Source organism: Kosakonia sp. H7A, assembly GCF_003028445.1.
Lineage (GTDB): Bacteria > Pseudomonadota > Gammaproteobacteria > Enterobacterales > Enterobacteriaceae > Kosakonia > Kosakonia radicincitans.
Window position 1 is genome coordinate 207,974 of sequence record NZ_PYTZ01000004.1, and the last position, 26,747, is coordinate 234,720.

Below are 26,747 nucleotides of genomic sequence, written 5' to 3' on the forward strand. Positions count from 1 at the left end.
AAGAACGCGTCTCGTTTCGGACAAGCCAATTATAGATTATGCACCATGTTGTCTCAGCTACCACAAATCCCGCGAAAATTCGGGCTATTCTGCACGCTTTTAACGAGATCTTCGGCGAAGGATCCTGCCATATAGAATCTGTCTCCGTCGATAGCGGCGTGCCTGAACAGCCGTTTGGCAGTCAGGAAACGCGGGCTGGCGCACGTAATCGCGTGAACAATGCCCGCAAGCTACGGCCTGACGCCGATTTCTGGGTTGCCATTGAAGCAGGTATTGATGAAGGCAGTACGTTTAGCTGGGTAGTCATCGAAAACCCTCAAATGCAGGGCGAAGCGCGTTCAGCCACGCTGCCGCTGCCAGAGATCATTTTGCAGAGAGTGCGTGCCGGTGAAGCGCTCGGACCGGTGATGTCAAACTACACCGGCATTGATGAGATTGGCCGGAAAGAGGGGGCGATTGGTGTTTTCACTGCCGGTAAACTCACCCGCGAGAGCGTTTACCATCAGGCGGTAATTCTGGCGCTAAGCCCGTTTCATAACGCGGTTTACCGCTGATCGTTCAGCAGCGTCTGCTCCAGCCACAGGCGCAAATCGGCAGGCGCTGCTTTCAGGCTATTTGAGCCGCGGGTAATGGTCGCAATGCCCGCGCCCAGTTCGCTCTTCAGTTCGCGCTGGCTCATCTCGCCGCGCAACAACTCTTCGATAATTCGCACCCGCGTCCCCAACGACTCGCGCTCATCCGGCGTAAGCATCAAATTAAGCAACGGAAGATGCAGATCCTTTTCATATGACTGCCTGACCAACTCGACAAAGCGTCGCCACTCCTGGTCACGCTGTTCGGCCATTGCTGCTGAATAAGGAGATTGCTGAGTCATAGTTTTCCGCCATTCGTTGGTTTCGGAAGCCCTTTAGACAGGCTTCCGAAAAGAGTGTACTCGTTAAAGAGTACACAGCATAGCATAAACCTTAGAAATCAGTAACGGCGCTGCAACTCGGCGTCAGTAAAGATGACAGGTTTGCCACCATCGAGGAAATAACGGTAGTAGGCATCGTAAGCGAGGACGTTTTTCACGTAGCTGCGGGTTTCCGAGAACGGGATACTTTCTACAAACGCCACGGCGTCCAGTTTTCCGGCGCTGTTGTTCAACCAGCTACGTACCCTGCCCGGCCCGGCGTTATACGCCGCCGAGGAGAAAATCCGGTTGTTGCCGAACTGCTGATAAACATATTGCAGGTAACTGGTGCCAATGTTGATGTTGGTTTCCGGATCGAAAAGCTGGCTGGCATTGCGGTAACCGGCAATGTTAAACATCTTCACTGTATGGGTGGCAGTGCCGGGCATAATCTGCATTAACCCGCTCGCGCCGACCGGCGAACGCGCCGTTGGATTCCACGCGCTCTCCTGGCGGGAAATCGCCATCGCATAGCTCTGGCTAATGGCTTTACCGTTGGTGTAACGCGCATACAAATCGCTGTAGGCCAGCGGGAATCGCTCTTCCAGATGATCCCACAATTTACCGGCAATGGTGGCCTGCACGCTGAGATCCCACCAGTGCTGGTTGAATGCATAGCGCGCCAGTTGCGCCTGCTCTTGCTGCGAGCGGCTGGTGACCAGATTCGCCCATTCACTGCGGGCGGTATTATCCAGCCCCCAGTACATCAATTCGCGCACGCGAGCCATTTCAGAGCCCTGAACCAACGCCGGATCGGGATTACCAGGCACTTTATCGATCTGAAGTTGGTAATCCTCCCCTAAGCGTTGCGCCGCCGCCATCGGGTAAAAACCGCGCTGCTGCATCAGCGCATGCAGGATCGATTTGGCCTCTTCATCGCGGCCACGCTCCAGCAACAAATCAGCCTGCCAGTAACGCCACTCATCTTTCTCTTTCGCCTCCATCGGCAAACGGGAAAGCCAGGTATTCAGACCGCGACGATCGCCGGCACCGATCGCCATCCGCACCCGCCGCTCCAGAAGCGATGTGGATTGCGAGCGCATCACCGCATCATCGCGCCAGCGCGCCTGTTCGCTGGTCACGTCATTCCCCATCAAACGCCAGGCGACAATGTCACGCAGCGTCTGGATTTGATCCTCCGTCAATTGCTGCGCCTGCGCCAGCGAAGGGATCATCAAACGGGCATTTTCCACATCCTGCCGGGCAACACTTTCAAACGCTTCCGCCGCCATTTGCCGGGTGAAGTCGGTCGCGCCGGTGGTAGTGGCAAACGTCATGACGCTGTTGGGATTGTTCGCAAGGTTAATGATGGCCTGGGAGATAGTTTGATAATCAGCGGGCATCTGCCCGGCCAGCAGCGTCACCAGTTGCGTATTACCGGCTTTCATGGCCAGCCGGATGCGTTCAAGAAATGCCAGCGGATCCTGCTTTCCGGAAGCGCGCCAGGCGCCAAACAACCGGTCACAGGCATTCGGTTGGCTTTTACCGCTCAACCAGAGCTCTTTTGCTCCCGCCCACGCCTCATCTGCCTGCCCGGTGTTCCACTTGGCGAAATAGTAGTTACATTGCGCTTCGGTAGTGGCGGGTTTCTCCGGGCTGAAAGCCAGCAGCCCGCGCCAGTCTTCACGCCGCGCCAGTTCGTTAACAAAACGGGATTTAAGAGTGCGAGCTGGCGGCAGTGTCGGGTTCTGCTGCACAAAGTTGGTCACCGTGATGGCCGGTTGATTCATCAAATCGTCGGTAATCTGGCGATATTGTAAATAGGGATACAGCGGATAATTAGTCAGCGTGGGCAGCAGTTGCTGCACGACATCCATTTGCTTGTTATCCCATGCGCTTTTGATCTGCGCATAACGGTTACGTTGTTCATCCAGTGAATCTGCGCGCGCCATATTGCTGAGGGACAGCAAACAAACGCAGGCCGCCGCAAATCGCCAGGCGGCATGTTTAGCTCTCTGCACAGCTCTTTCCTCTTTCTGTCACGTTATTGGCAGCATCATGCCGCGTAATGAGTTAATGCTAACCGGGCATGCCGCTACGCGCCATGTTCTGCACACTTTTTTACCTTTTTGTGGTGATTTAACAGTGTGGGCGCTGTTGGCTGGGATTAAGCGTCGAAAACCGCTACACTCCGCTGTTGAATACTACTCTCATGACAAAGAGGCGAAGTCCAACGTGGCTCAATTCGTATATACCATGCATCGTGTCGGCAAAGTTGTCCCGCCGAAACGTCATATTCTGAAAAATATCTCGCTAAGCTTCTTCCCGGGCGCAAAAATCGGCGTGCTGGGTCTTAACGGTGCCGGTAAGTCTACCCTGCTGCGCATCATGGCCGGCATCGATACAGACATCGAAGGTGAAGCCCGCCCGCAGCCCGGCATCAAAATTGGTTATCTGCCGCAGGAACCACAACTGAACCCGGAACATACCGTCCGTGAATCGGTTGAAGAAGCCGTTTCCGAAGTGGTTAACGCGCTGAAAGGTCTGGATGAAGTGTACGCGAAGTACGCGGAACCGGATGCGGACTTCGACAAGCTGGCCGCGCAGCAAGGTAAGTTTGAAGAGATTATCCAGGCGCACGACGGTCACAACCTGAACGTGCAGCTGGAGCGCGCGGCGGATGCCCTGCGTCTGCCGGACTGGGATGCCAAAGTCGCGAATCTTTCCGGTGGTGAACGCCGCCGCGTCGCGCTGTGCCGTCTGCTGCTCGAAAAGCCGGACATGCTGCTGCTCGACGAACCCACTAACCACCTTGATGCTGAATCCGTTGCGTGGCTGGAACGCTTCCTGCACGACTTCGAAGGCACAGTGGTGGCAATCACCCACGACCGTTACTTCCTTGATAACGTCGCAGGCTGGATCCTCGAGCTCGACCGTGGCGAAGGCATTCCGTGGGAAGGCAACTACTCCTCCTGGCTGGAACAAAAAGATCAGCGTCTGGCGCAGGAAGCCTCTCAGGAAGCAGCTCGCCGTAAATCCATTGAGAAAGAGCTGGAGTGGGTTCGTCAGGGTGCGAAAGGCCGTCAGTCGAAGGGCAAAGCCCGTCTGGCGCGCTTTGAAGAACTTAACAACACGGAATACCAGAAACGTAACGAAACCAACGAACTGTTTATTCCGCCTGGAGCACGTCTGGGTGACAAAGTGGTTGAGGTCAGCAACCTCAGCAAATCCTACGGCGATCGCCAGTTGATTGATAATCTGTCCTTCTCCGTACCGAAAGGCGCCATTGTCGGCATCATCGGTCCAAACGGCGCGGGTAAATCGACGCTGTTCCGTATGATGTCCGGTCAGGAGCAGCCAGATAGCGGCTCCATCACCCTGGGTGATACCGTGAAACTGGCCTCAGTTGACCAGTTCCGTGACGCGATGGATAACAGCAAAACCGTATGGGAAGAAGTTTCCGGCGGGCTGGATATCATGCGCATCGGCAATACCGAAATGCCGAGCCGTGCTTATGTGGGTCGCTTTAACTTTAAAGGCACCGATCAGGGTAAACGCGTTGGCGAACTCTCTGGCGGTGAGCGAGGCCGTCTGCATCTGGCGAAGCTGCTGCAGGTCGGCGGCAACGTATTGCTGCTCGATGAACCAACCAACGACCTGGATATCGAAACGCTGCGCGCGCTGGAAAACGCCCTGCTCGAATTCCCGGGTTGCGCGATGGTTATCTCGCACGACCGCTGGTTCCTTGACCGTATCGCCACCCACATTCTGGATTACCAGGATGAAGGTAAAGTCGAGTTCTTCGAAGGTAACTTCACCGAATACGAAGAGTATAAAAAACGTACGCTTGGCGCTGAAGCGCTGGAGCCCAAACGTATTAAATACAAACGTATCGCTAAATAAGCACCGTCAAAGCGGATGGATTTCCCATCCGCTTTTTCCCCCTTCCCTACCACGCTTCCCCCGAAACGCGCAGAGAATTCATCTGCAACGCTGAGCAAAAAAAGTGTTTTCGTTTTTGCATAATATTCGCATCAAACCCAGGCATTTGTGCATTCACCGCTCACGGCCAATCAAAGCAAAAGCACACCAAAAACCATAGATACAGAATAAAAAATACAAAAAATACAAATAAATAGTTTTATATTTTGATGACTAATGAAAAAACCACGCTCTTGCTTAACGAAAAAGCCACCGGATAACATTGATTACCCTTTAAGCCGAATCAATACGTGGTTATATTCAATGCAGATCATTACGGAAAATGCATATTTAAAATGCGGTCTGCGCACGCTTATTCAGCAGCATGCGATAAAACTGAATGCGGATGATGTGATTATAGATTTTGATAATCACCTGCTTGTTATTACCACCTTGACAACGCTGAATGAAATTACGGAAGGCGATAATTCTTTTGAAAAATTTCTGCTGTATCCCTTTTTCAAAATAAGTAAAAGCCTGCCAATCGACGTCTTCCAGCGAACCTTACAACAGAAGTCCTGGAGAAATAAAAAGAGGCGCGAAGGGAAATTAGCACTAACCCGAAAAGAAAGGGTGCTGCTCAAACATATTATTAACAGAGAAGCGCAGACCGATATATTCAGCAACGGCGAAATGGATGTGAAAACGTTCAGCACTCATAAATACAATATGCTGAAGAAAGTGAACCAGCCTTCTGTCGCGACGCTGAATCAGGTTTACTATCACTGGGAAAGTTTGTGTAACCAGCCGACCAGTTATCCGCTTGCCGGGTAAAGTGAAATACCCGGCCAGTAGCCGCGCTTATGCGCCCATCAGCTTCTTAACCAATTCGACACACTGCAGAAACCGCGAATCATAGTCGGCCGATTCAACGCGAACAAAATCAATATGGTTCTCCCGTAGCATGGAAACCAACAGATCCTGAAACTCTTTCCGGTCAACCGAACTGCCCAGACTTCTTAAGCCATCATTCACCCACGGCGTATTATTTTCCAGCAGGATCACTAAATCGAAGCGATATTCATCAATTAACGCCTGTACGAAGGGATGTTCACGCCCCTCATATTTTTTGCAAAACGCCTGCGTGGTAACAAAATCCGTATCGATAAAAGCCACTTTATTCGCATATTTCACCGCGAAATCGATATATTGCGCATGGCCTAAGGCAATTTTATCGTAATCAGAATATTGCAGCGCCATCTCATCGCCGCCGAGATGAGAAAATACGTAGTCCCGGCCATATTCCCACGCACTGGTCGTATTAAAAATATTGGCGAGTTTATTCACCAGCGTCGATTTACCGCTGGATTCACCGCCCAGAATAGCCACCGTGCGGACAAAGAAGGGTTTTACTTCCGTCGGAATATAATCCCAGTAGCGGAATGGATTTTCGCGGATCTGCGAGCCGCTGATATTCATAAACGTACGCTGCGGATCCACCAGCACGGCCTCAATGCCCAAATGTTGCAGATACTGCGACGCATCAGCCTCTTCCGAGGTGTAGATCCAGTTTGGCGTGATGCCTTTCTCTGTCATAAACGCTTTGATGCCTTTACTCCAGACATCCCAGCCGTGCGGATATGGCTCCATGCCCTCTTCATTAAAAGCATGAATACGAATATTTTTCTGATACTTAAAGGTTTGCAGCAGCCAGCGCAGCCGATCGCTGACCGTCGGCTGCTGCGACATTGCGCTGTCTTCAAACAGCTCGCGATCGCGCGTTTCGTCGTAACCGAGGATAATGTGCAATTCATCAACCTGGCTACAGGCGCGCTGGATCAAATAGATATGGCCGGTATGCAGCGGATAAAACTTACCGAATACCACGCCAATATTTTTCTGCCGCCGGGGAAATTCAAGGTCGAGGAAGCGGTGCAACGCCTCCAGCTTTTGCGCGCTGGGGCTTTTAATCTTGGCATTCAGCAGCTGGCTTAAATAGCCTTTGGTCATACCGCTGGCATCTGCCACTTGTTGTAATGTGCAGCCCTTCTGGCGAATCGCGGTTTTTAAATAATCAAATGACGACATTGTTGCCTCCTGCAAAAATCTTTAGCCAATTATAAGTCGTCAAAGACGTTTAGCGCATCCGAGAGCTTCTTCACGCCGAAAATCTGCATTCCTTCCGGCACTTTTTTCGGCACGTTTGCCGCCGGAACAATCGCGCGGCGGAAACCGTGTTTGGCCGCCTCGGAGATACGCTCCTGGCCACTCGGCACCGGACGGATCTCACCGGCCAGCCCCACTTCGCCAAACACTACCAGGTCCTGCGGCAGCGGTCTGTCGCGCAGGCTGGAAACCATCGCCAGCAGCAGCGCCAGATCGGCACTGGTTTCGGTTACTTTCACCCCGCCGACAACATTCACGAATACGTCCTGATCCGCCATCTGCAAGCCGCCGTGGCGATGCAACACCGCCAGCAGAATCGCCAGCCGGTTCTGCTCCAGGCCAACCGCCACGCGGCGCGGGTTCGACATCATCGAGTGATCCACCAGCGCCTGGATCTCAACCAGTAGCGGGCGCGTCCCTTCCCATACCACCATCACCGAGCTACCGGAGGTCACTTCATCCCCGCGGCTAAGAAAAATGGCCGAAGGGTTGCTGACTTCACGCAGTCCCTGTTCGGTCATCGCAAACACGCCGAGCTCATTCACTGCGCCAAAGCGGTTTTTGTGGCTACGCAAGGTGCGAAAACGGGAGTCGGCATCGCCGTCAAGCAGCACCGAGCAGTCGATACAGTGCTCCAGCACTTTTGGCCCCGCCAGCGAACCATCTTTCGTAACATGGCCGACCATAACAATCGCCACGCCGCGGGTTTTGGCGAACCGCGTCAGATATGCTGCCGTCTCACGCACCTGGGCAACGCTACCGGGCGACGACTGAATGTCCGCCATATGCATCACCTGAATCGAATCGATCACCATCAATTTAGGTTGTTCTTCATCGGCAATCATGCAGATTTGCTCGATGCTGGTTTCCGAAAGCATATTCAGGTTGGCCGTCGGCAGCCCCAAGCGATGGGCGCGCATCGCCACCTGTTGCAACGACTCTTCACCGGTGACATACAGGGTTTTCATCTGTTCGGCGAGCTTACACAGCGTCTGCAACAGCAACGTTGATTTCCCTGCGCCCGGGTTACCGCCAATCAGAATGGCGCTCCCCGGCACAACACCGCCGCCAAGCACGCGGTCAAACTCTTTAAAACCGGTCGAAAAACGCGGCAGCTCTTCCAGACTGATTTCCGAAAGTTTCTGCACTTTCGAGACGCCCGCGCTCCCGGCATAGCCAGAGAGGCGCTCATTACGCGCCACGGTGGGCGAAGCGGCCACACGGATTTCAGTAATGGTATTCCATGCATGGCAGGCGCTGCACTGCCCCTGCCAGCGCGGATAATCCGCGCCGCATTCATTACAGACAAACGCACGTTTGGGAGCTTTCGCCACAATCACCTCTACTTCTTATTGATACTGCCGGAAAGAATACAAAATACGCCCATCAGGTCGGCGTGACGAATGGAGACTTCCGCTTTCTCATTAACTTTAGGTTTAGCGTGGAAGGCGATCCCCAACCCGGCGGCTTTGATCATTGGCAGGTCATTCGCGCCATCGCCAATGGCGACGGTTTGCGTGACCGGAATCTCGTACTTCTCAGCCAGAGCTTTCAATGTGTTGGCTTTGTACTGGGCATCGACGATATCGCCCAGCACCTGGCCAGTGAATTTGCCGTCCATGATCTCCAGCTCATTCGCCACTGCCGCTGTGAGGTGCAGCTTGTCACGCAGGTAATCTGCAAAGAAGGTAAAGCCGCCGGAGGCAATCGCCACTTTCCAGCCCAGCGTCTCCAGCTTCAACACCAGTTGCACCAGGCCCGGCATCAGCGGCAACGATTCTCGCACCTGCATCAGGATATTGGCATCCGCCCCTTTCAGCGTTGCCACGCGGCTGCGCAAGCTGGCGGTGAAATCAAGCTCGCCGCGCATCGCGCGTTCGGTCACTTCCGCCACCATCTCGCCCGTACCGGCAAGCTTCGCAATCTCGTCAATGCACTCGATCTGAATCGCGGTGGAATCCATATCCATCACCAGCAGCCCTGGCGAGCGCAAATGTGGGATTTTACCCAGCGGCGCAACATCCATGCCTTCGTCATGCGCCAGACGCGAAGCGCGCGGCGTTAACGAACCGGCCAGACGGATCACCTGATAATCATCGACGCACCAGGCCGCCACAATCACCATTGCCGCGCCCAGTTTGCGCTGGTAGGTCGTAAGACGCGTTTTATCAAGATTGCGCCCATACAGGAGCCAGCCGCTTCGACCGGCGTGATAGTCCAGAGGCATGACCTCATCACCACTTAAAGAGAGCGGCAATCCTGGCCACTGAGAAACATCGTCGGGCAGATCGCACCAGGTCAAACTGTTAAGCATTAAAGCTCCTGTAAAAACGTTCGCGCCAGAAAGCATCGGAGGGGAAAATAACGCATGAGGCTACCTTGTAACCAGCGCTTCTGGCAACATTAAGCCTCAAATTTTCAACAGGTGGAATATGGCTCGCGCAAAACTTAAATTTCGGCTGCACCGCGCCGTAACAGTCCTCATCTGTCTGGCATTGCTGGTCGCGCTGATGCAGGGCGCATCCTGGTTCAGCCAGAACCATCAACGCCAGCGCAATCCACAGTTTGAAGAGCTGGCCAGAACCCTGGCGCGTCAGGTGACGCTCAACCTTACGCCGCTGCTGCGTACCGAAACGCCGGATGAAAAACGTATTGGTGTCGTGTTACGCCAGCTTACGGAAGGGAGCCGGATCCTCGATGCCGGCGTGTATGACGCGCAGGGCGATCTCATCGCACGTTCGGGCGAAAGCATTGACGTTCGCGACCGGCTGGCGCTCGACGGCAAGAAAGCCGGCGGCTATTTCAATCAACAAATTGTCGAACCCATTCGGGGGAAAAGCGGCCCGCTGGGTTATCTGCGCCTGACGCTGGATACCCACACGCTGGCGACGGAAGCCCGCCAGGTGGATAACACCACCAATATTCTGCGCCTGATGCTGCTACTGTCGCTGGCCATTGGCGTTGTGCTAACACGTACGCTTCTGCAGGGCAAACGCACTCGCTGGCAACAATCGCCGTTCCTGCTGACGGCTAACAAATCCGTGCCGGAAGAAGAAGAGCACGAAAAGAAAGAGTAGCAGTTACCGCTAATGGTAATCTGTTGAAAAGTCAAAGAAAGGAAATCGGCTATGTCGACGCTTCGTCTGCTTATCTCTGAATCTTACGATCCGTGGTTCAACCTGGCTGTGGAGGAGTGTATTTTCCGCCAGATGCCCGCAACACAGCGCGTGCTGTTTTTATGGCGTAACGCCGATACGGTGGTTATCGGCCGGGCGCAGAACCCATGGAAAGAGTGCAATACGCGGCGCATGGAAGAAGACAACGTGCGGTTGGCTCGCCGTAGCAGCGGCGGCGGCGCGGTTTTCCACGATCTCGGTAACACCTGCTTTACCTTTATGGCCGGGAAACCCGAATACGACAAAACCATCTCTACGGGTATTGTGCTCGCGGCGCTGAATGCACTCGGCGTAACGGCGGAAGCCTCCGGGCGTAACGACCTGGTCGTGAAGACCGCAGAAGGCGACCGCAAAGTGTCTGGCTCTGCCTACCGTGAAACCCGCGATCGTGGCTTCCACCACGGCACGCTGCTGTTAAATGCCGATCTCAGCCGTCTGGCTAACTACCTCAATCCGGACAAGAAAAAACTGCAAGCAAAAGGCATTACCTCCGTACGCGGACGCGTCGCCAACCTGGTGGAATTACTACCGGGCATCACCCACGAGCAGATTTGCCAGGCGGTAACGGAGGCCTTCTTCAGCCACTATGGCGAACGCGTTACAGCCGAAATTATCTCGCCGGAGAAAACGCCGGATCTGCCCAATTTCGCCGAAACCTTTGCCCGCCAGAGCAGTTGGGAGTGGAACTTCGGTCAGGCGCCAGCCTTCAGCCATTTACTGGATGAGCGTTTTACCTGGGGCGGCGTGGAGCTGCACTTTGACGTTGAGAAAGGCCATATCACCCGCACGCAGGTGTTTACCGACAGCCTGAACCCGGCGCCGCTCGAAGCGCTAGCAGCGCGTCTGCAGGGCTGTCTGTACCGGGCGGATATGCTGGCGCAGGAGTGCGATGCGTTATTGGTGGATTTTCCGGATCAGGAACAGGAACTGCGCGAGCTGTCGGCGTGGATTGTCAAAGCGGTGCGTTAACTTCAAATGCCTGATGGCGCTGCGTTTATCAGGCCAGAGGAATGCAGGCCGGGTAAGGCATCGCCTCCACCCGGCACAACAAAGAGTTACGCTTTATCGCCCAGCAGGACAGATTCCAGCGCAATTTTGATCATGTCATTAAACGTCGTCTGACGCTCAGCAGAGGTGGTCTGCTCGTGGGTGCGGATATGGTCGGAAACGGTGCAGATAGTCAGCGCTTTCGCCCCGAATTCTGCCGCCACGCCATAAATACCCGCCGCTTCCATTTCCACGCCGAGAATGCCGTATTTCTCCATCACATCGAACATTTCGCCGTCCGGAGAGTAGAACAGATCGGCAGAGAACAGGTTCCCCACGCGCGCGTCAACGCCCAGCGTTTTCGCCGCATCGACCGCGTTACGCACCATGTCGAAATCAGCAATCGCCGCAAAGTCGTGATCTTTAAAGCGCATGCGGTTTACTTTGGAATCGGTACAGGCACCCATACCAATCACGATATCACGCAGTTTCACATCCATACGCACCGCACCGCAGGAACCGACGCGAATGATTTTCTTCACGCCGAAATCGGTGATCAGCTCTTTGGTATAGATGGAGCAGGACGGAATGCCCATACCGTGGCCCATTACCGAGATTTTGCGGCCTTTGTAAGTACCGGTGTAACCCAGCATGCCGCGCACGTTGTTCACTTCGCGGTAATCTTCGAGGAATGTTTCGGCAATGTGCTTCGCACGCAGCGGATCGCCCGGCATCAGCACAACATCCGCGAAATCACCCATTTCTGCATTAATATGTGGGGTAGCCATCGTTAATTCCTTTATGTCGTTAGAACAGAAAGGGCGGGAAGCTCCCGCCCAAAATCATCAGAACATGGCTTTGCCATAGTCCATATCAGAAACGCCAAAGTATTTCGCCAGCGTCTGGCCAATGTCCGCGAACGTTTCACGGTGGCCAAGCGAACCGGGTTTTACTTTCGGGCCGTAAACCAGCACCGGAATGTGCTCACGGGTATGATCAGTGCCTTTCCAGGTCGGATCGCAGCCATGATCGGCGGTAAGGATCAGGATATCGTCCTCGCCCACCAGTTCCATTAGTTCCGGTAGACGGCGGTCAAACATCTCCAGCCCGCCCGCATAACCGGCGACATCGCGGCGATGGCCCCATGATGAGTCAAAATCAACGAAGTTGGTAAAGACAATTGTCTTATCGCCCGCTTCTTTCATCTCTTTCACGGTGGCGTCAAACAGCGCATCCAGCCCGGTAGCCTTCACTTTTTTGGTGATGCCGCAGTTGGCATAGATATCGGCGATTTTGCCCACGGAAACCACTTGGCCGTCTTTCTCTTCCACCAGTTTTTGCAGCACGGTGGCTGACGGCGGCTCCACGGCCAGGTCATGGCGGTTACCGGTGCGCTGGAAATTACCCGCCTTATCACCGACAAACGGACGCGCAATCACGCGACCAATGTTGTAACCCCCTTCGGTCAGCTCTTCGCGGGCGATTTCGCACAGTTCATACAGCTTATCGAGACCAAACGTCTCTTCATGACAGGCGATCTGGAAGACAGAATCCGCAGAAGTGTAGAAAATCGGCTTACCGGTTTTCATATGCTCTTCGCCCAGTTGATCGAGGATCACCGTCCCGGAAGAGTGGCAGTTGCCGAGATAACCCGGCAGATTTGCGCGTTCTACCAGTTTATCCAGCAGCGCCTGCGGGAAGCTGTTTTCGGTATCGCTAAAATAGCCCCAATCGAACAGCACCGGCACACCGGCGATTTCCCAGTGGCCTGACGGCGTATCTTTGCCGGAAGAGAGCTCATGCGCCCACGCGTAAGCACCAGTGATTTCTGCGTTACCGTCCATCCCGGCCGGGATAAAACCGGTCGCGCCTTCATGGGCTTTCGCCAGCCCCAGACGGGTCAGATTAGGGAGATGCAACGGCCCTTTACGCCCGGTATCGGCTTCACCTTTCGCACAGGCTTCAGCAATGTGGCCAAGCGTGTCAGAACCCGCGTCGCCGAAGCGCTCCGCGTCTTCAGTCGCGCCGATGCCGAAAGAGTCCAGCACCATAATAAATGCACGTTTCATATGTTCTCCGTACCTTGTGCTTTGTAAAAAAGCGATCAGATCAGTATACCGTTATTCAGTAATACGGCGATAGACCGTTGGTGTCTCTTTTGCTGCGATGTCGTCCACAACGAGGGCAGCCTTCACCGCCTGCGCGGCGTCCTGCCAGCTGGCTTCATCCTTCGCGTGAATGACGGCCAACGGACGCTGCCCATCCACGCGCTCGCCCAGACGCACCATATCGGTAAAACCAACGCTGTAATCGATACTGTCCGTCGCCTGGCGACGGCCGCCGCCCATCGACACCACCGCCATGCCCAGCGCACGGGTATCCATTGCGGTAATAAAGCCTTCGTCGTCGGCGTAAACGGCTTTGCTCAACGTGGCGGAGGGCAGATAGTTGGCGTAGTTCTCAACGAAATCCGTCGGCCCTTTCTGCGCCGCGACCATGCGGCCAAAGATCTCTGCCGCTTTTCCGTTATCCAGCACCGCTTGCAGTTTCGCCCGGGCTTCCGCGTCATCTTTCGCCAGTTTGCCGGAAATCAGCATCTCCACGCACAGCGCCATCGTGACATCAAACAGGCGCGGGTTACGGTATTCTCCGGTGAGGAATTGCACCGCTTCACGCACTTCCACCGCATTGCCCGCGCTGGAAGCCAGCACCTGATTCATATCGGTCAGCAGTGCGGTCGTGCGCACGCCTGCGCCATTCGCCACGCCCACAATTGCCTCCGCCAGTTGTTCGGAGAGCGCATAAGTCGGCATAAACGCGCCGCTGCCAACTTTCACATCCATCACCAACGCATCAAGGCCTTCAGCCAGTTTTTTCGCCAGAATGGAAGCGGTGATCAGCGGAATCGAGTCTACCGTCGCGGTGATATCGCGGGTGGCATAAAAACGTTTATCGGCCGGGGCCAGTGAGTTGGTCTGGCCGATAATCGCCACGCCAACATCCTTAATAATGTCGCGGAAGCGGCTATCGTCCGGGAAAATGTCGAAGCCAGGAATGGCCTCCAGTTTATCGAGTGTGCCGCCGGTATGCCCCAGGCCGCGCCCGGAAATCATCGGAATATAACCACCACAGGCGGCAACCATCGGGCCAAGCATTAATGAGGTCACATCCCCGACGCCGCCAGTAGAGTGTTTATCAACAATCGGGCCATTGAGATTAAGGTGTTTCCAGTCCAGAACCGAACCGGAATCGCGCATTGCCATGGTCAACGACACGCGTTCTGGCATGGTCATGTCATGGAAAAAGATGGTCATGGCAAGCGCGGCGATCTGGCCTTCAGAAACGGTGTTATCGCGAATTCCGTTGATAAAGAAACGGATCTCTTCATCACTCAGCGCGAGACCATCGCGTTTTTTACGAATAATTTCTTGAGCGAGAAACAAGGTAACCCCCTGAAGAATGATACGGCCGGGCAACCAAAGCGACCCGGCAAAACATGGTGTTATCGGCCCATACCGCCGAATGGCGGCAATATCTTACCCGGCCTGCGAGGTAGAGGTGCAGGCCCGGTAAATGAAGCCATCAGTAGCTGCTTGCGCTCTTACCGTCGCCGTGTCCCAGCGCTTTCAGCAGGCTTGCCAGCAGGCTGGATGCGCCAAAGCGATAATGACGGGCATCGGCCCAGTCAGCGCCAAACAGTTCATCGGCAATCGCCAGATAGTGCTGCGCGTCTTCCGCGCTGCGCACGCCACCCGCCGGTTTAAAGCCCACGGTTTTCTCAACGCCCATATCGCGGATCACTTCCAGCATGATGCGCGCGCTTTCCGGCGTGGCATTAACCGGTACTTTTCCGGTTGAGGTCTTGATAAAGTCAGCGCCCGCTTTAATCGCGATTTCTGACGCCTTACGGATCAGCGCTTCTTCTTTCAATTCGCCGGTTTCGATGATCACTTTCAACAGCACGTTGGCTGCGGCACACGCCTCTTTACAGGCTTTGACCAGATCAAAACCGACCTGCTCGTTACCGGCGATCAGCGCACGGTACGGGAATACTGCGTCAACTTCATCAGCACCGTAGGCAATCGCCGCGCGGGTTTCTGCCAGCGCAATGTCGATATCATCGTTACCGTGCGGGAAGTTGGTTACCGTCGCAATACGTACGTCCGGTGTTCCCTGTGCGTTCAACGTCTTACGCGCAATCGGGATGAAACGCGGATAGATGCAAATGGCAGCGGTATTCCCTACCGGGGTTTTGGCCTGATGACACAGCGCAATGACTTTCTCGTTGGTGTCATCGTCGTTCAGGGTGGTCAGATCCATTAATTGCAACGCGCGCAGGCTGCTTGCCGTTAAATCACTCATATTCTCTCCGACGGCGTAATGCCGATTTTCTGTTCGGGCTTGTTAATATTCTAACATCAACCCACGATTACACTTCGATACTCATCACAGTTAATGAAAACTTAATTCACGTTTGCAAAACAATAATGAGACATTCATCAAACTTTAAAACGCAAAAGCGGTCGTGATTACCGCTAAGGTGCGCATGGATCAAAAGTGGTTATCCGCCGGTGTCTTACACTCTTCGTCCTGAATGCACGGGATAAAGAGGAAGATCATGTCGATACCGGTTAATCCAGGATTACAGACACGCTGCCAGCAGATTGTTACCAGCCCAACGCTCACGCCGCAGCAGAAACACCATTTTCTCGCGCTGGAGGCGGAAAATAGCCTCCCCTATCCGGCGCTGCCGCAAGCCGCGCAGGAGGCGCTCGACGAAGGGGCAATTTGCGATATGTTTGAAGGGCACGCGCCCTACAAACCGCGCTATGTCCTGCCGGATTACGCCAAATTTCTGGCTAACGGATCCGCATGGCTGGAGCTGGAAGGGGCAAAGGATCTCGATGATGCGCTCTCTTTGCTGACCATTCTTTATCACCATGTTCCCTCTGTTACCGGCTTGCCGGTTTACCTCGGGCAACTAGATGCGTTACTGCAACCATATGTTATAATTCTAACACAAGAAGAAATCGATATTCGAATAAAACGCTTCTGGCGCTATCTCGACAGAACCTTACCGGATGCCTTTGTCCACGCCAATATCGGCCCTTATGACACGCCAGTCACTCGGGCTATCTTACGCGCCGATGCTGAGCTAAAGCAGGTCGCGCCGAATCTGACGTTTATTTATGATCCGCAGATCACGCCAGATGATCTGCTGCTGGAAGTTGCTTGTAACATCTGCGCGTGCAGCAAGCCGCATATCGCCAATGGACCTTTGCATGATAATATTTTCACAAAAGGTGGTTATGGCATTGTCAGTTGTTACAACTCGCTGCCACTGGGTGGTGGCGGCAGTACGCTGGTACGGCTGAACCTGAAAGTCATCGCTGAAGGCAGCCGTTCTCTGGAGGAATTCTTTACCCGGCGGCTGCCCCATTATTGCCAGCAACAATTGGCCATTATCGATGCGCGCTGCGACTTCCTGTATCAACAATCCGGTTTCTTTGAGCATAGCTTCCTTGTGCAGGAGGGGCTGATTGCCGCCGATCGTTTTGCGCCAATGTTCGGCATCTACGGGCTGGCTGAAGCGGTCAATATTCTGTGCGAGAAAGCGAACATTGCAGGACGTTACGGTAAAGATGAGCAGGCGAATGCTCTCGGCTACCGCATCAGCGAGCAACTGGCGGCGTTTGTTGAAAACACACCGGTCAAACATGGATGGAAACAACGCGCGTTGCTGCATGCGCAGTCCGGCATCAGTTCCGATATCGGTACCACACCGGGCGCGCGTCTGCCTTATGGCGATGAACCCGATCCGATTACCCATTTGCTGGCCGTTGCGCCGCACCACGCCTGGTACAAAGCCGGGATCAGCGATATTTTAACCCTCGACGAAACCGTTAAACGCAACCCGCAGGCCGTGGTGCAACTCTGCCTTGGCGCGTTTAACGCCGGAATGCGCGAGTTTACCGCCAACGTCGCGGGCAATGATTTGGTGCGCGTTACCGGTTATATGGTGCGCCTGTCGGACCTGGAGAAATTCCGCGCCGAAGGTTCGCGCACCAACACTACCTGGCTGGGTGAAGAAGCCGCGCGCAATACGCATATTCTTGAGCGACAACCCCGAGTGGTAAGCCATGAGCAGCAGATGCGCTTTCGTCAGTAACCTGATCCCCTTCTCTTGCGTCGACGGGCCGGGCAGCCGCCTGGCGCTGTTTTTACAGGGCTGTAATCTGCGCTGTAAGAGCTGCCACAATCCGTGGACGATCGGCCGCTGCAACCACTGCGGCGACTGCGTGCCAGGTTGTCCGCATCAGGCGCTGGCGTTTGACGGCGGGCAAGTACAGTGGAACGCCGTAACCTGCCAGCAGTGCGATACCTGCCTGCAAATGTGTCCGCAACAGGCAACGCCGATGGCACAAATGATGTCTGTAGAAGAGGTGGTGGCGAAGATCCGCAAAGCCGCGTTATTCATTGAAGGCATCACAGTCAGCGGCGGCGAGGCCACGTTACAACTGCCGTTTCTGCTCGCGCTGTTTTCTGCGCTGCGTGCCGATCCGCAGCTACGCCATCTGACCCGCCTTGTCGACAGTAATGGAATGCTGAGCGAAACAGGCTGGCATAAGTTGCTGCCGGTTTGCGACGGGGCAATGATCGATCTTAAAGCCTGGAACAGCGAACATCACCGTTTTCTCACCGGGCGGGATAATGCACCGGTGAAAAATAGCCTGCGCCTGCTGGCGGCACAGAACAAGCTGGCCGAATTGCGTTTGCTGGTGATCCCGCAACATAGCGACTATTTGCAGCATATCGACGCGCTGGCGGTGTTTATCTGTGAACTTGGGCGTATTCCGGTGCGGCTCAACGCATTCCACGCTCACGGCGTTTACGGCGAGGCAAAAAACTGGCGCAGCGCAACCGAGGAAGATATCGAACCACTGGCGGAAGCGCTGCAACAACGCGGCGTCACCACTGTGCTTCGTCCGGCGCTATATCTGTAAAGCGAAAAGCTGCTGCGTATTCTCCAGCAACGTTTGGGCGATCACATCCGGGGCTTCAGGGCGCAATTCACACAGCGTGGCAAAAACCCGCGCCGCCTGTTCCGGCCGGTTAGGCTGCCCCTGGAAGCCGTTCAGCGGCATATCCGGCGCATCGGTCTCCAGCAACAATGCGGATAGCGGCAACTGCGCCATTACATCACGGGTTTTACTGGCGCGTGGATAAGTGATCGTTCCGCCGACGCCAATGTAATACCCCAGTTCGATAAAACGCTGCGCCTGTTGCAGGCTACCGGAAAAGCCGTGAACCACGCCGGTGCGCGGCAAAGCCTGCTTTTTCAGGTGCATCGCCAGTTTGTCATGCGTGCGCCGCGAATGGAGGATCACTGGTAAATCAAAGCGTTTCGCCAGTTTTAGCTGCGCATCCAGTACCTGCTGCTGGCGCTCAAACTGCGGATTATCGCGATAGAGATCAAGGCCAATCTCGCCAATTGCCACCACTTTTTCCGGCCTGGTGGCCAGCGCCTGCTCAAGCCGTTCAAGGCTTTGTGCCGTATGTTCTTCAATCACAATCGGATGCAGACCCAGCGCGGCATACAGCGCAGAATGCTCGCGCGCCAGAGAACAAACGCGATCAAAATAACGCGCGGCGATGGCGGGTACGATAATGCGCCCGATGCCAGCGTCTGCCGCGCGGGCAATACTGGCGACTTCATCGCCCGTGAAGGGCGGAAAATCAAAATGACAGTGCGTATCGATAAAGCGGAAACTCACGCCGTATCCTCTTTATTAATGGGTAAGTCGTTGGCTTGTACCGCGTTAACCAGCGGCGCATCCAGCACATCATTGGCGACGGCGGCAGGCGGAACCACGCGGGTGGCAGGAACGGGCGCGGCAACGACCTCGGGCGGCACAATAAGGGGAGCCGGCACCACAGTATGACGAATCAGCGGCGGGGTTTCCGCCAGCAGTTTTCCTACCGTCGCCAGGAAATAACGTCCACACAGCCGACCAATTTTATAATCATCACGCAGCGCCGGTAACCGGCTGCCCAGCGCCATGCTATGCAAAAGTTTCGGCGGATAGATTTCAAGTATGCGTAGTTTTCCCGGCGGCGTTTCGATAAACCGCTGAATCGCCGAGTAACTTTTCTCGTGGTGCTGTACCAGATTAACCAGCGGCTGCAAGCTGCTGTCGCCCAGCCAGCGTTCCATACGTTTAAACCACTGCGGCGTGTAGTACGTCTGAGAAGGCACGGTGCGGATCACCACGATGGTTTTTGCTCCGCGCTTAGCCGCTTCCTGAACCGGGATCGCATCGCTGACGCCGCCATCGAAATAGTTCACGCCATTGAGCGACACCCCAGAACGGTAAAAACCCGGAATCGCGCTGGAGGCACGGATCAGATCCAGCCATGTCTGGTGGGTCGGCGCAAAATATTCCGCGGTGTAATCATCCTGGCGGCAGGCACACATATAGAACGCCTTACCGGCATCAAAAGAACGCGCGGCAAAATCCATCGCCAGCGGCATCTGGCGGGATGTCGAATCCACCAACCAGTCAAGATCGATAAGGTTACCGCCGCGCACAAAGCGCACCGGATCAAAAAAGTCACGCGTGGTGGTGTAGCGCATGATCACTTTGCGGGCGTAGCCGGGCTGGTTGCATACATAAGCCGAAAGGTTTTGCGCGCCCGCAGAGGTACCAAAGTAGAGATCGAAGGGGTTAAAGTTTGCCTGCATAAACTCGTCAAGCACCCCGGCGGTGAAAATACCACGCTGACCTCCGCCTTCACACACCAGTGCGAGACGGCCCGGACGAAACGGTTTTATCGCCAGGGGCGCAATATTGCCCAGCGTTATTGGAATATATTGCCCCACCCTGCTTTCCTTTTGGCTGCGTTGTATCTGTCAAAGTAACGCAATTTCTGCCGGGCCGAAATAGTAAAGCCAGTCACGAGGACTGGCTTTAATGTAAGCGAAATTTAAGCGCTAACTATGCTATGGACGCCGACGGCCCATAAACAGGCTGACCAGGAACAGGATGATACCGACGATAAAGACGATTTTCGCTGCGCCTGCTGCCGTCCCCGCCAGACCACCAAAGCCCAGAGCGGCGGCAATTAACGCGATAACCAGAAATATAATGCCCCAACGAAACATAAGACTCTCCTTTACCATAGTTAATGTCGACCGCTTGCGATGAGCGCTCAGGTTGCTCATCTGCGATGTTTTCCCGGCACGTATTCGTCGCGCCCGTCCACGCGGGCGCTGACGTTTTCAGGAATGGTTACTTAACTTTTAGATCGTTTTTGACGCTTTTAACGCCTTCAATCGCTTTTGCGATACTTTCGGCGCGTTCACTTTGGGCCTGAGAATCAACCGTACCGGACAACTGCACGACGCCGTCGGTGGTTTCAACTTTCACCTTACGAGACGGTACAAGGTCATCGGCCAGCAATTTGGCTTTGATTTCACTGGTTGTAGCGGTGTCGCCCGCATAACCTTTCATTGACTGGTTTTTCCCGTCACGGACATGCAGCTTGTCGCTTACCGAAGCCACGCCTTCCACACCTTTGGCCACAGAGACAGCCTGTTCGGCCTGCGCCTGGCTTTCAACGAAGCCGCTCAGCGTGACTACTTTGTTGTCCGTTTTGACGGAAATATCGGTGCTTTTAATGCTTTCATGATCCACCAGCGCCGCTTTCACTTTTGCAGTGATGGAGCTGTCATCCATGAATCCACCGACTTTAGTCATCGAGCTGTCGATTTTTTCCCCCGCGCTGGATGCGGCGTTTTGCGCTTTGTCAGTGGTGGTGTTTGCCGCAAAAGCGGAGCCACTTGCCACTACAGAGCCCAGCACGACGGCCAGCAGAGTTTTAGAAATCTTCAGTTTTGTCATAGTCATCGATGTCGTTCCTGTTGGTTTGCCCACAATTTGGGCCGCTTGCAGCAACTCAGGCTGCTTAACTGCCGTGGCGAAAAATCACCCAATCCAGCGTCGGATAGTCGCGGATACAATGCCGCTACTTATCTGGCTGAGGCAGTTATTAATCTCCATTAGTGAGATTTTGGTGGATAAAAGACCATTAAACACGCAATGAACAGGACTTTTATCCACCAGAAATGTCATCACTTTGTTAAATATAGAACACTATCGACAAAAATCCTGGCTCACAGGTTAAAAAACGAGCAGAGAGGGGAAAAAGGGTGGGTTTTAAGAACATTCCGCAAGGGGCTAAAAAGACAGGAAAAGTGCCGGAGCACGGCGAATACCGTGCTCCGTGGGGGATTAATGCTCGCGAGTTTTATGGAAAGTCACTTCCGGATAGCGTTCCTGTGTCAGGTTCAGGTTCACCATCGTCGGCGCGATATAGGTCAGGTTATCGCCGCCATCCAGCGCCAGCTGGATCTCGTTCTTACGCTTAAACTCTTCGAATTTCTTCACGTCACTGCTTTCAACCCAGCGCGCTGTCGCCACGTTAACGGATTCATACACCGCTTCTACGTTGTACTCGCTCTTCAGGCGCGACACGACCACGTCAAACTGCAACACACCGACTGCACCCACAATCAGATCGTTGTTGGCGATGGGTCGGAATACCTGCACCGCGCCCTCTTCCGAAAGCTGTACCAGGCCTTTCAGCAACTGTTTCTGCTTCAGCGGATCGCGCAGACGGATACGGCGGAACAGCTCCGGGGCGAAGTTCGGAATACCGGTGAACTTCATCATTTCGCCCTGAGTAAAGGTATCGCCAATCTGAATGGTGCCGTGGTTGTGCAGCCCGATAATGTCGCCAGGATAAGCTTCTTCAACGTGAGAACGGTCGCCGGCCATAAAAGTCAGCGCGTCAGAGATAACCACATCTTTACCGGTGCGCACCTGACGCAGCTTCATCCCTTTTTCGTATTTGCCTGACACCACGCGCATAAATGCGACGCGGTCGCGGTGTTTCGGATCCATGTTCGCCTGGATCTTGAAGACGAAGCCGGTAAATTTGCTGTCGTCTGCTTTCACTTCGCGCAGATCCGTTTGACGCGGCATTGGCGCTGGCGCCCACTCAACCAGGCCGTCCAGCATATGGTCAACGCCGAAGTTACCCAGCGCGGTGCCGAAGAAGACCGGGGTGATTTCACCGCTCAGGAACAGCTCTTTATCGAACTCGTTGGACGCGCCCTGTACCAGTTCCAGCTCATCACGCAGTTGCTGCGCCAGATCTTCACCCACCGCTTTGTCGAGATCCGGGTTGTTCAGCCCTTTAACGATACGCACTTCCTGAATCGTATGGCCCTGCCCGGTCTGATAAAGATAGGTTTCATCTTTATAAAGATGGTAAACACCTTTAAATAACTTACCGCAGCCAATCGGCCAGGTGATGGGCGCGCAGGCGATCTTCAGCTCGTTTTCCACTTCATCCAGCAATTCCATTGGATCGCGGATGTCACGGTCGAGTTTGTTCATAAAGGTCAGGATCGGCGTATCGCGCAGACGGGTAACTTCCATCAGTTTACGGGTGCGATCTTCAACACCTTTTGCCGCATCGATAACCATCAGGCAGCAGTCCACCGCCGTTAATGTGCGGTAGGTATCTTCAGAGAAGTCTTCGTGCCCCGGGGTATCCAGCAGATTCACCAGACACTCGTGATACGGGAACTGCATCACGGAAGTGGTGATGGAGATCCCACGCTGTTTTTCCATCTCCATCCAGTCGGATTTCGCATGCTGGCTGGAGCCGCGACCTTTTACCGTACCAGCGGTCTGAATTGCCTGTCCAAACAGCAAGACCTTTTCGGTGATGGTGGTTTTACCCGCATCGGGGTGCGAGATGATGGCGAACGTACGGCGCTTCGCCACCTCTTGTAAATAAGGAGACAACGTCATAATAAAAATCTTCTGTGTAATTGCGCGGCCCAGGCCACGCGATGAAATACGAAAAATGCGGCTATTGTACTCAACAGCGAAGTGCAGACAATCAATGTTTACACAGGCGTTGCTCCAGTTCGTTCAGGGACGTTACGGTCCAGGTCGGGTTAATGCCTTCAGGCAGCGCGCGATTATGCGCGTTTAGCCAGCAGGTGGACAGCCCGGCGTTGATACCGCCCAGAATGTCAGATTCTGCCGTATCGCCCACCATCATGACGCGATCGCGATCCGGGTTGCCGGCCAGTTGTAGCGCGTGATCGAAGATGCGGCGATCGGGTTTGGCAACACCGACTTCTTCGGAGATCACCAATAAATCAAAATAGTCACGCAAGCCGGTGCGTTCCAGACGAATTCGCTGCAACGCGGTAAAACCGTTGGTAATGATACCCAGCTTCACCTTGCCTTTCAGGCTGTCGAGCAGCGAAACAGCGCCCGGCAGCGGCGCGCAAATCTCAGCCATCGCATTAAGAAATGCGTCGTTCAGCGAACCCGCCGGAACGTTCAGGCGCTCAGACCAACCCTGAAAACGGCGGTGTTGCAGTTGCAGCGCAGTGATGGCGCCATTCTGGTAATCAACCCACAGAGGCTTATTAACAGACTGATATTCAAGAAAATCCTTGTCGGTGAATGTCACGCTATAGTCAAGAAACATCCGTTGTAAGCCGCCAAACGCATCAAAGGTAAACAGCGTTTCGTCAGCATCAAAGAGTATCCAGTCCCATTTCATTACATCACCTTTTTAAATTGACAGAGCCATCACTATCGCGTCTTCGCGCCCGTTGGCGGTGGGATAGTAATTGCGGCGGATTGTCGCCTCGTTAAAACCTAAACTTTCATACAGTGCAATCGCGCCAACATTGGAGGCGCGCACTTCCAGCCACAGGGTTAATACCTCGCGGGCTTCCAGTTCGCGGATCAGATGTTCCAGCAACTGGCGGCCAAACCCTTTCCGTTGCCAGGCGGGATCAACCGCGATGTTGAACAATGTGGCTTCATCCAGCACAACCTGGGTAATGGCGAAAGCCGCCATCTCATCGCCCACCATCAGCCGGTAGTTGAGGTAGCGATCCCCTTGATTGCTGGCGAAGGTCTTTTCGCTCCAGGGGAAGGCGTGCGCCCGTGTTTCAATCTGGTATGCGCGGGCTAAATCAGCCGTGCTGAGGGAAGAAATCGTGTTCATGTTCGCAGATTTGTTGCCATAACGCGGCGCGTGCCGCAGGGTTAGTGCGTAATTCATCCACGCCGGGCGTTGCGACCTGTGCGCCCGCCAGCGACTGCAGTTCATCGACACCCAGCCACCAACTGTTGCACTGGCTGCCAGGCGGCAGCATCGCGACGCGATCCGGCGTCAACTGTAATACCTGATCCGCCGTAATGGTAAGCGCGCGCAGTACGTCGCTCACCAGTGGATCGGCAAGCATCGGCGGTTCGGAAGCGACCATCACCAGACGAATATGCGCAGGCAGCGAAATGGCGATTTCGCCCTGCAACACCGCCGGGCGTCGCAAGCTCCACTGAGTAATGCCCAGTTGCTGTAATTGCCAGTCGCGTCGGGAAGTCATAGCGAAACACTCCTGTGTGTCAGGCGCGCAAATATAGCAAACCCGGCGAAAATTCGCTATCAACGACGCTCGTCAACAAAGAGGCAGTTTGCAGGATAACGTGTATACACAAAATCATTCACACTGCGTCGAGGCGGCAAGACTGAGCAGCCCCAGGAGCTTACATAAGTAAGTGACTGGGGTGCAAAGGTGAAGCCAACAAAGAGGCAGTTTGAAGGATAACGTGTATAATCGCCGCCTGAGTTAAACGAGGAACCCCCATTCATGTCTGCTTTTACCCCGGCAAGTGAAGTCTTGCTGCGCCACAGTGACGATTTCGAAACCAACCGCATTCTGTTTGCCGGTGATTTGCAGGATGACCTGCCCGCTCGTCTGGAGACGGCTGAAAGCCGTGCCTGGACGCAACAGTTTCACCAGTGGCAAACCTTAAGCCAGCAGATGGGCGAACGTGCCCGTTATAGCCTGGTCGCTGACAGCGAGACGATCGGCGATGTCGATACGCTGATCTATTACTGGCCAAAAAACAAACCCGAAGCGCAGTTCCAATTAATGAACCTGCTGTCGCTGCTGCCAATGGGCTGCGATATTTTCGTCGTCGGCGAAAACCGTAGCGGCGTGCGAAGCGCCGAGCAGATGCTGGCTGCGTATTGCCCGCTCAACAAAATAGACAGTGCGCGTCGCTGCGGACTGTATTACGGTCGTCTGGAGAAGAAATCTGACTTCGATGCGAATGGTTTCTGGGGCGAGTATGCGCTGGGCGATCTGACGATCAAAACCCTGCCGGGCGTCTTTAGCCGTGACGGATTAGATGTGGGCAGCCAATTGTTGCTCTCGACCCTGACGCCGCACACGAAAGGTAAAGTACTGGATGTTGGCTGCGGTGCCGGTGTGCTGGCAGCGGTGCTGGCGAGCCATTCGCCGAAAGTGCGTTTAACCCTGTGCGACGTTTCCGCTCCGGCGGTAGAAGCCAGCCGCGCGACGCTTGCTGCCAACGGCTTTGAAGGTGAGGTTTTTGCCAGCAATGTCTTCTCTGAAGTCACTGGTCGCTTTGATATGATTATCTCCAATCCGCCGTTCCATGATGGCCTGCAAACCAGTCTGGAAGCCGCTCAGACGTTGATACGCGGCGCGGTACGCCATCTGAACAGCGGCGGCGAGTTGCGCATTGTCGCTAACGCCTTCCTGCCGTACCCGGACGTATTAGATCAGACCTTCGGTTTCCATGAAGTGCTCGCCCAGACCGGACGTTTCAAGGTTTACCGCACAGTGATGACGCGCCAGGCGCTGAAATAATCACTCTTCTCCCGGCGAGCGCTGTTCGCCGGGTCTCCCCGATTTACCCATTCACAGCGCCCATTTTTGCAGCAATCAGTGTTGCTCTCAGCAATTAACTATTGACGAAAAGTTGAAAACATCTAGAATGCGCCTCCGTGGTAACGATACTTCAAAGGTATCGATGGTATGCGAAGGTGGCGGAATTGGTAGACGCGCTAGCTTCAGGTGTTAGTGTCCTTACGGACGTGGGGGTTCAAGTCCCCCCCCTCGCACCATAAACCACGCAGATATCGCTCGCACTGTGCGAAGGTGGCGGAATTGGTAGACGCGCTAGCTTCAGGTGTTAGTGTTCTTACGGACGTGGGGGTTCAAGTCCCCCCCCTCGCACCAACGAGGCGATATCTAAAAAGTAAGATGACTGTGCGAAGGTGGCGGAATTGGTAGACGCGCTAGCTTCAGGTGTTAGTGTCCTTACGGACGTGGGGGTTCAAGTCCCCCCCCTCGCACCAGATATCTTATACTCTCCCTGTATGACTCCCCCGTTACACCATCATTTTCAAATTCAGCAGCATCATTATCATCCCCCCGACAAGCGCAACGCCCGAAGGCAACAAAACAAAATGTCGTAACCGCTTATGGTAAAGCATCGCCGGAGTCAGCAATAAACCCAGCAAAATCACCATCCGCCATGCGTCGATCGAAAGATCAGCCAGTGCCAGAACGGCAACAATCATGCCCGGCAGGACGATCCCCCAACCACTTCCCAGCGCTCGCTGCAACATGTTTCCATCTCTGATATCGATAATGATAACCAATATCATATGACATCATTTCTCATTTGTCA

26 protein-coding genes and 3 tRNA genes are annotated in these 26,747 nt (G+C 54.4%); 11 read left to right on the top strand and 18 right to left on the bottom strand.

The features are described from left to right. The first annotated feature begins 38 nt into the window (after positions 1 to 38). Positions 39 to 554, top strand: a complete 516-nt coding sequence (gene yjjX / locus CWM66_RS16075; RefSeq protein ID WP_071920191.1) for an inosine/xanthosine triphosphatase — start codon at positions 39 to 41, stop codon at positions 552 to 554. Here yjjX and trpR read toward each other — a convergent pair. Together trpR and sltY are read right to left on the bottom strand one after the other, a co-directional pair. Further along, complete coding sequence (gene trpR, locus CWM66_RS16080; RefSeq protein WP_007373056.1) at positions 545 to 874, bottom strand: trp operon repressor; 330 nt, start codon at positions 872 to 874, stop codon at positions 545 to 547. The genes yjjX and trpR overlap by 10 nt on opposite strands. Positions 875 to 972: 98 nt before the next feature. Beyond that, entirely contained in the window at positions 973 to 2,913 is a 1,941-nt protein-coding gene (sltY, locus tag CWM66_RS16085; RefSeq protein WP_107146890.1) for a murein transglycosylase, read from the bottom strand. A 214-nt stretch (positions 2,914 to 3,127) separates the two neighbouring features. On the opposite strand from sltY, the gene ettA reads away from it, so the two are divergent. Then, on the top strand, positions 3,128 to 4,795 hold the full coding sequence (ettA, locus tag CWM66_RS16095) for an energy-dependent translational throttle protein EttA (RefSeq protein ID WP_035886665.1): 1,668 nt from the start codon (positions 3,128 to 3,130) through the stop codon (positions 4,793 to 4,795). A 342-nt stretch (positions 4,796 to 5,137) separates the two neighbouring features. Continuing rightward, positions 5,138 to 5,647, top strand: a complete 510-nt coding sequence (locus CWM66_RS16100) for a hypothetical protein (protein ID WP_007373051.1) — start codon at positions 5,138 to 5,140, stop codon at positions 5,645 to 5,647. A 27-nt stretch (positions 5,648 to 5,674) separates the two neighbouring features. Here the strand turns inward: CWM66_RS16100 and nadR are convergent, their stop codons facing one another. Genes nadR through serB form a run of 3 tightly spaced genes read right to left on the bottom strand, consistent with a single transcriptional unit; the run spans position 5,675 to position 9,293 of the window. Next, positions 5,675 to 6,901, bottom strand: coding sequence for a multifunctional transcriptional regulator/nicotinamide-nucleotide adenylyltransferase/ribosylnicotinamide kinase NadR (gene nadR / locus CWM66_RS16105; protein ID WP_035886562.1), 1,227 nt, complete (start codon positions 6,899 to 6,901; stop codon positions 5,675 to 5,677). A 29-nt stretch (positions 6,902 to 6,930) separates the two neighbouring features. Next, the gene (radA, locus tag CWM66_RS16110) at positions 6,931 to 8,313 is read right to left on the bottom strand and encodes a DNA repair protein RadA (RefSeq protein WP_035886666.1); all 1,383 of its coding nucleotides are present in this window, start codon (positions 8,311 to 8,313) and stop codon (positions 6,931 to 6,933) included. An 8-nt stretch (positions 8,314 to 8,321) separates the two neighbouring features. Beyond that, the gene (gene serB, locus CWM66_RS16115; RefSeq protein ID WP_007373048.1) at positions 8,322 to 9,293 is read right to left on the bottom strand and encodes a phosphoserine phosphatase; all 972 of its coding nucleotides are present in this window, start codon (positions 9,291 to 9,293) and stop codon (positions 8,322 to 8,324) included. A gap of 118 nt (positions 9,294 to 9,411) precedes the next feature. Here serB and CWM66_RS16120 point away from each other — a divergent pair, with 118 nt between their 5' ends. Together CWM66_RS16120 and lplA are read left to right on the top strand one after the other, a co-directional pair. After that, positions 9,412 to 10,056, top strand: a complete 645-nt coding sequence (locus CWM66_RS16120; protein WP_107146891.1) for a YtjB family periplasmic protein — start codon at positions 9,412 to 9,414, stop codon at positions 10,054 to 10,056. A gap of 51 nt (positions 10,057 to 10,107) precedes the next feature. Next, positions 10,108 to 11,124 (top strand): lipoate--protein ligase LplA, encoded by a 1,017-nt coding sequence (lplA, locus tag CWM66_RS16125; RefSeq protein WP_007373046.1) that lies wholly within the window; start codon positions 10,108 to 10,110, stop codon positions 11,122 to 11,124. 86 nt (positions 11,125 to 11,210) lie between these two features. On the opposite strand, the gene deoD is transcribed toward lplA, so the two are convergent. The 4 genes from deoD to deoC all read right to left on the bottom strand — a co-directional run bounded on the left by deoD (position 11,211) and on the right by deoC (position 15,504). Beyond that, positions 11,211 to 11,930 carry a purine-nucleoside phosphorylase gene (gene deoD / locus CWM66_RS16130; RefSeq protein ID WP_007373045.1) on the bottom strand — a complete coding sequence of 240 codons (720 nt, stop codon included), beginning with the start codon at positions 11,928 to 11,930 and terminating at the stop codon, positions 11,211 to 11,213. A gap of 57 nt (positions 11,931 to 11,987) precedes the next feature. Next, positions 11,988 to 13,211, bottom strand: a complete 1,224-nt coding sequence (gene deoB, locus CWM66_RS16135) for a phosphopentomutase (RefSeq protein WP_107146892.1) — start codon at positions 13,209 to 13,211, stop codon at positions 11,988 to 11,990. 51 nt (positions 13,212 to 13,262) lie between these two features. Beyond that, positions 13,263 to 14,585 (bottom strand): thymidine phosphorylase, encoded by a 1,323-nt coding sequence (gene deoA, locus CWM66_RS16140; RefSeq protein ID WP_007373043.1) that lies wholly within the window; start codon positions 14,583 to 14,585, stop codon positions 13,263 to 13,265. A 139-nt stretch (positions 14,586 to 14,724) separates the two neighbouring features. After that, complete coding sequence (gene deoC, locus CWM66_RS16145) at positions 14,725 to 15,504, bottom strand: deoxyribose-phosphate aldolase (protein WP_107146893.1); 780 nt, start codon at positions 15,502 to 15,504, stop codon at positions 14,725 to 14,727. 256 nt (positions 15,505 to 15,760) lie between these two features. On the opposite strand from deoC, the gene CWM66_RS16150 reads away from it, so the two are divergent. Both CWM66_RS16150 and CWM66_RS16155 read left to right on the top strand, forming a co-directional pair. Further along, complete coding sequence (locus CWM66_RS16150) at positions 15,761 to 17,311, top strand: YjjI family glycine radical enzyme (RefSeq protein WP_107146894.1); 1,551 nt, start codon at positions 15,761 to 15,763, stop codon at positions 17,309 to 17,311. Continuing rightward, the gene (locus CWM66_RS16155; protein WP_035886567.1) at positions 17,283 to 18,146 is read left to right on the top strand and encodes a YjjW family glycine radical enzyme activase; all 864 of its coding nucleotides are present in this window, start codon (positions 17,283 to 17,285) and stop codon (positions 18,144 to 18,146) included. Before CWM66_RS16150 ends, CWM66_RS16155 begins: the two co-directional genes overlap by 29 nt. On the opposite strand, the gene CWM66_RS16160 is transcribed toward CWM66_RS16155, so the two are convergent. The 8 genes from CWM66_RS16160 to CWM66_RS16195 form a co-directional block, all read right to left on the bottom strand. Next, entirely contained in the window at positions 18,135 to 18,917 is a 783-nt protein-coding gene (locus CWM66_RS16160; RefSeq protein WP_007373039.1) for a metal-dependent hydrolase, read from the bottom strand. The genes CWM66_RS16155 and CWM66_RS16160 overlap by 12 nt on opposite strands. Next, positions 18,914 to 20,023 (bottom strand): patatin family protein, encoded by a 1,110-nt coding sequence (locus CWM66_RS16165; RefSeq protein WP_107146895.1) that lies wholly within the window; start codon positions 20,021 to 20,023, stop codon positions 18,914 to 18,916. Before CWM66_RS16165 ends, CWM66_RS16160 begins: the two co-directional genes overlap by 4 nt. Positions 20,024 to 20,143: 120 nt before the next feature. Then, positions 20,144 to 20,305 carry a DUF1328 domain-containing protein gene (locus CWM66_RS16170; RefSeq protein WP_007373037.1) on the bottom strand — a complete coding sequence of 54 codons (162 nt, stop codon included), beginning with the start codon at positions 20,303 to 20,305 and terminating at the stop codon, positions 20,144 to 20,146. A 127-nt stretch (positions 20,306 to 20,432) separates the two neighbouring features. Beyond that, complete coding sequence (osmY, locus tag CWM66_RS16175) at positions 20,433 to 21,050, bottom strand: molecular chaperone OsmY (RefSeq protein ID WP_007373036.1); 618 nt, start codon at positions 21,048 to 21,050, stop codon at positions 20,433 to 20,435. 384 nt (positions 21,051 to 21,434) lie between these two features. Then, positions 21,435 to 23,024: a peptide chain release factor 3 gene (gene prfC / locus CWM66_RS16180; RefSeq protein WP_090132666.1), complete on the bottom strand. Its 1,590-nt coding sequence runs from the start codon at positions 23,022 to 23,024 to the stop codon at positions 21,435 to 21,437. Positions 23,025 to 23,115: 91 nt separating this feature from the next. Continuing rightward, complete coding sequence (gene yjjG, locus CWM66_RS16185) at positions 23,116 to 23,793, bottom strand: pyrimidine 5'-nucleotidase (protein ID WP_107146896.1); 678 nt, start codon at positions 23,791 to 23,793, stop codon at positions 23,116 to 23,118. Between the two features lie 12 nt (positions 23,794 to 23,805). Next, complete coding sequence (gene rimI, locus CWM66_RS16190; RefSeq protein ID WP_007373033.1) at positions 23,806 to 24,246, bottom strand: ribosomal protein S18-alanine N-acetyltransferase; 441 nt, start codon at positions 24,244 to 24,246, stop codon at positions 23,806 to 23,808. Next, positions 24,215 to 24,628, bottom strand: coding sequence for a DNA polymerase III subunit psi (locus CWM66_RS16195; RefSeq protein WP_007373032.1), 414 nt, complete (start codon positions 24,626 to 24,628; stop codon positions 24,215 to 24,217). The genes rimI and CWM66_RS16195 overlap by 32 nt, the downstream gene beginning before the upstream one ends. A gap of 264 nt (positions 24,629 to 24,892) precedes the next feature. Here CWM66_RS16195 and rsmC point away from each other — a divergent pair, with 264 nt between their 5' ends. The 4 genes from rsmC (at position 24,893) to CWM66_RS16215 (ending at position 26,412) form a co-directional block, all read left to right on the top strand. Then, positions 24,893 to 25,921, top strand: a complete 1,029-nt coding sequence (gene rsmC, locus CWM66_RS16200; protein ID WP_007373031.1) for a 16S rRNA (guanine(1207)-N(2))-methyltransferase RsmC — start codon at positions 24,893 to 24,895, stop codon at positions 25,919 to 25,921. Between the two features lie 170 nt (positions 25,922 to 26,091). Continuing rightward, a tRNA-Leu gene (locus tag CWM66_RS16205) sits at positions 26,092 to 26,178 on the top strand. Positions 26,179 to 26,206: 28 nt separating this feature from the next. After that, a tRNA-Leu gene (locus tag CWM66_RS16210) sits at positions 26,207 to 26,293 on the top strand. A gap of 32 nt (positions 26,294 to 26,325) precedes the next feature. Continuing rightward, positions 26,326 to 26,412, top strand: a tRNA-Leu gene (locus CWM66_RS16215). Between the two features lie 33 nt (positions 26,413 to 26,445). On the opposite strand, the gene CWM66_RS16220 is transcribed toward CWM66_RS16215, so the two are convergent. Next, positions 26,446 to 26,724: a DUF1435 domain-containing protein gene (locus CWM66_RS16220; RefSeq protein WP_007373030.1), complete on the bottom strand. Its 279-nt coding sequence runs from the start codon at positions 26,722 to 26,724 to the stop codon at positions 26,446 to 26,448. Positions 26,725 to 26,747 lie beyond the last annotated feature (23 nt).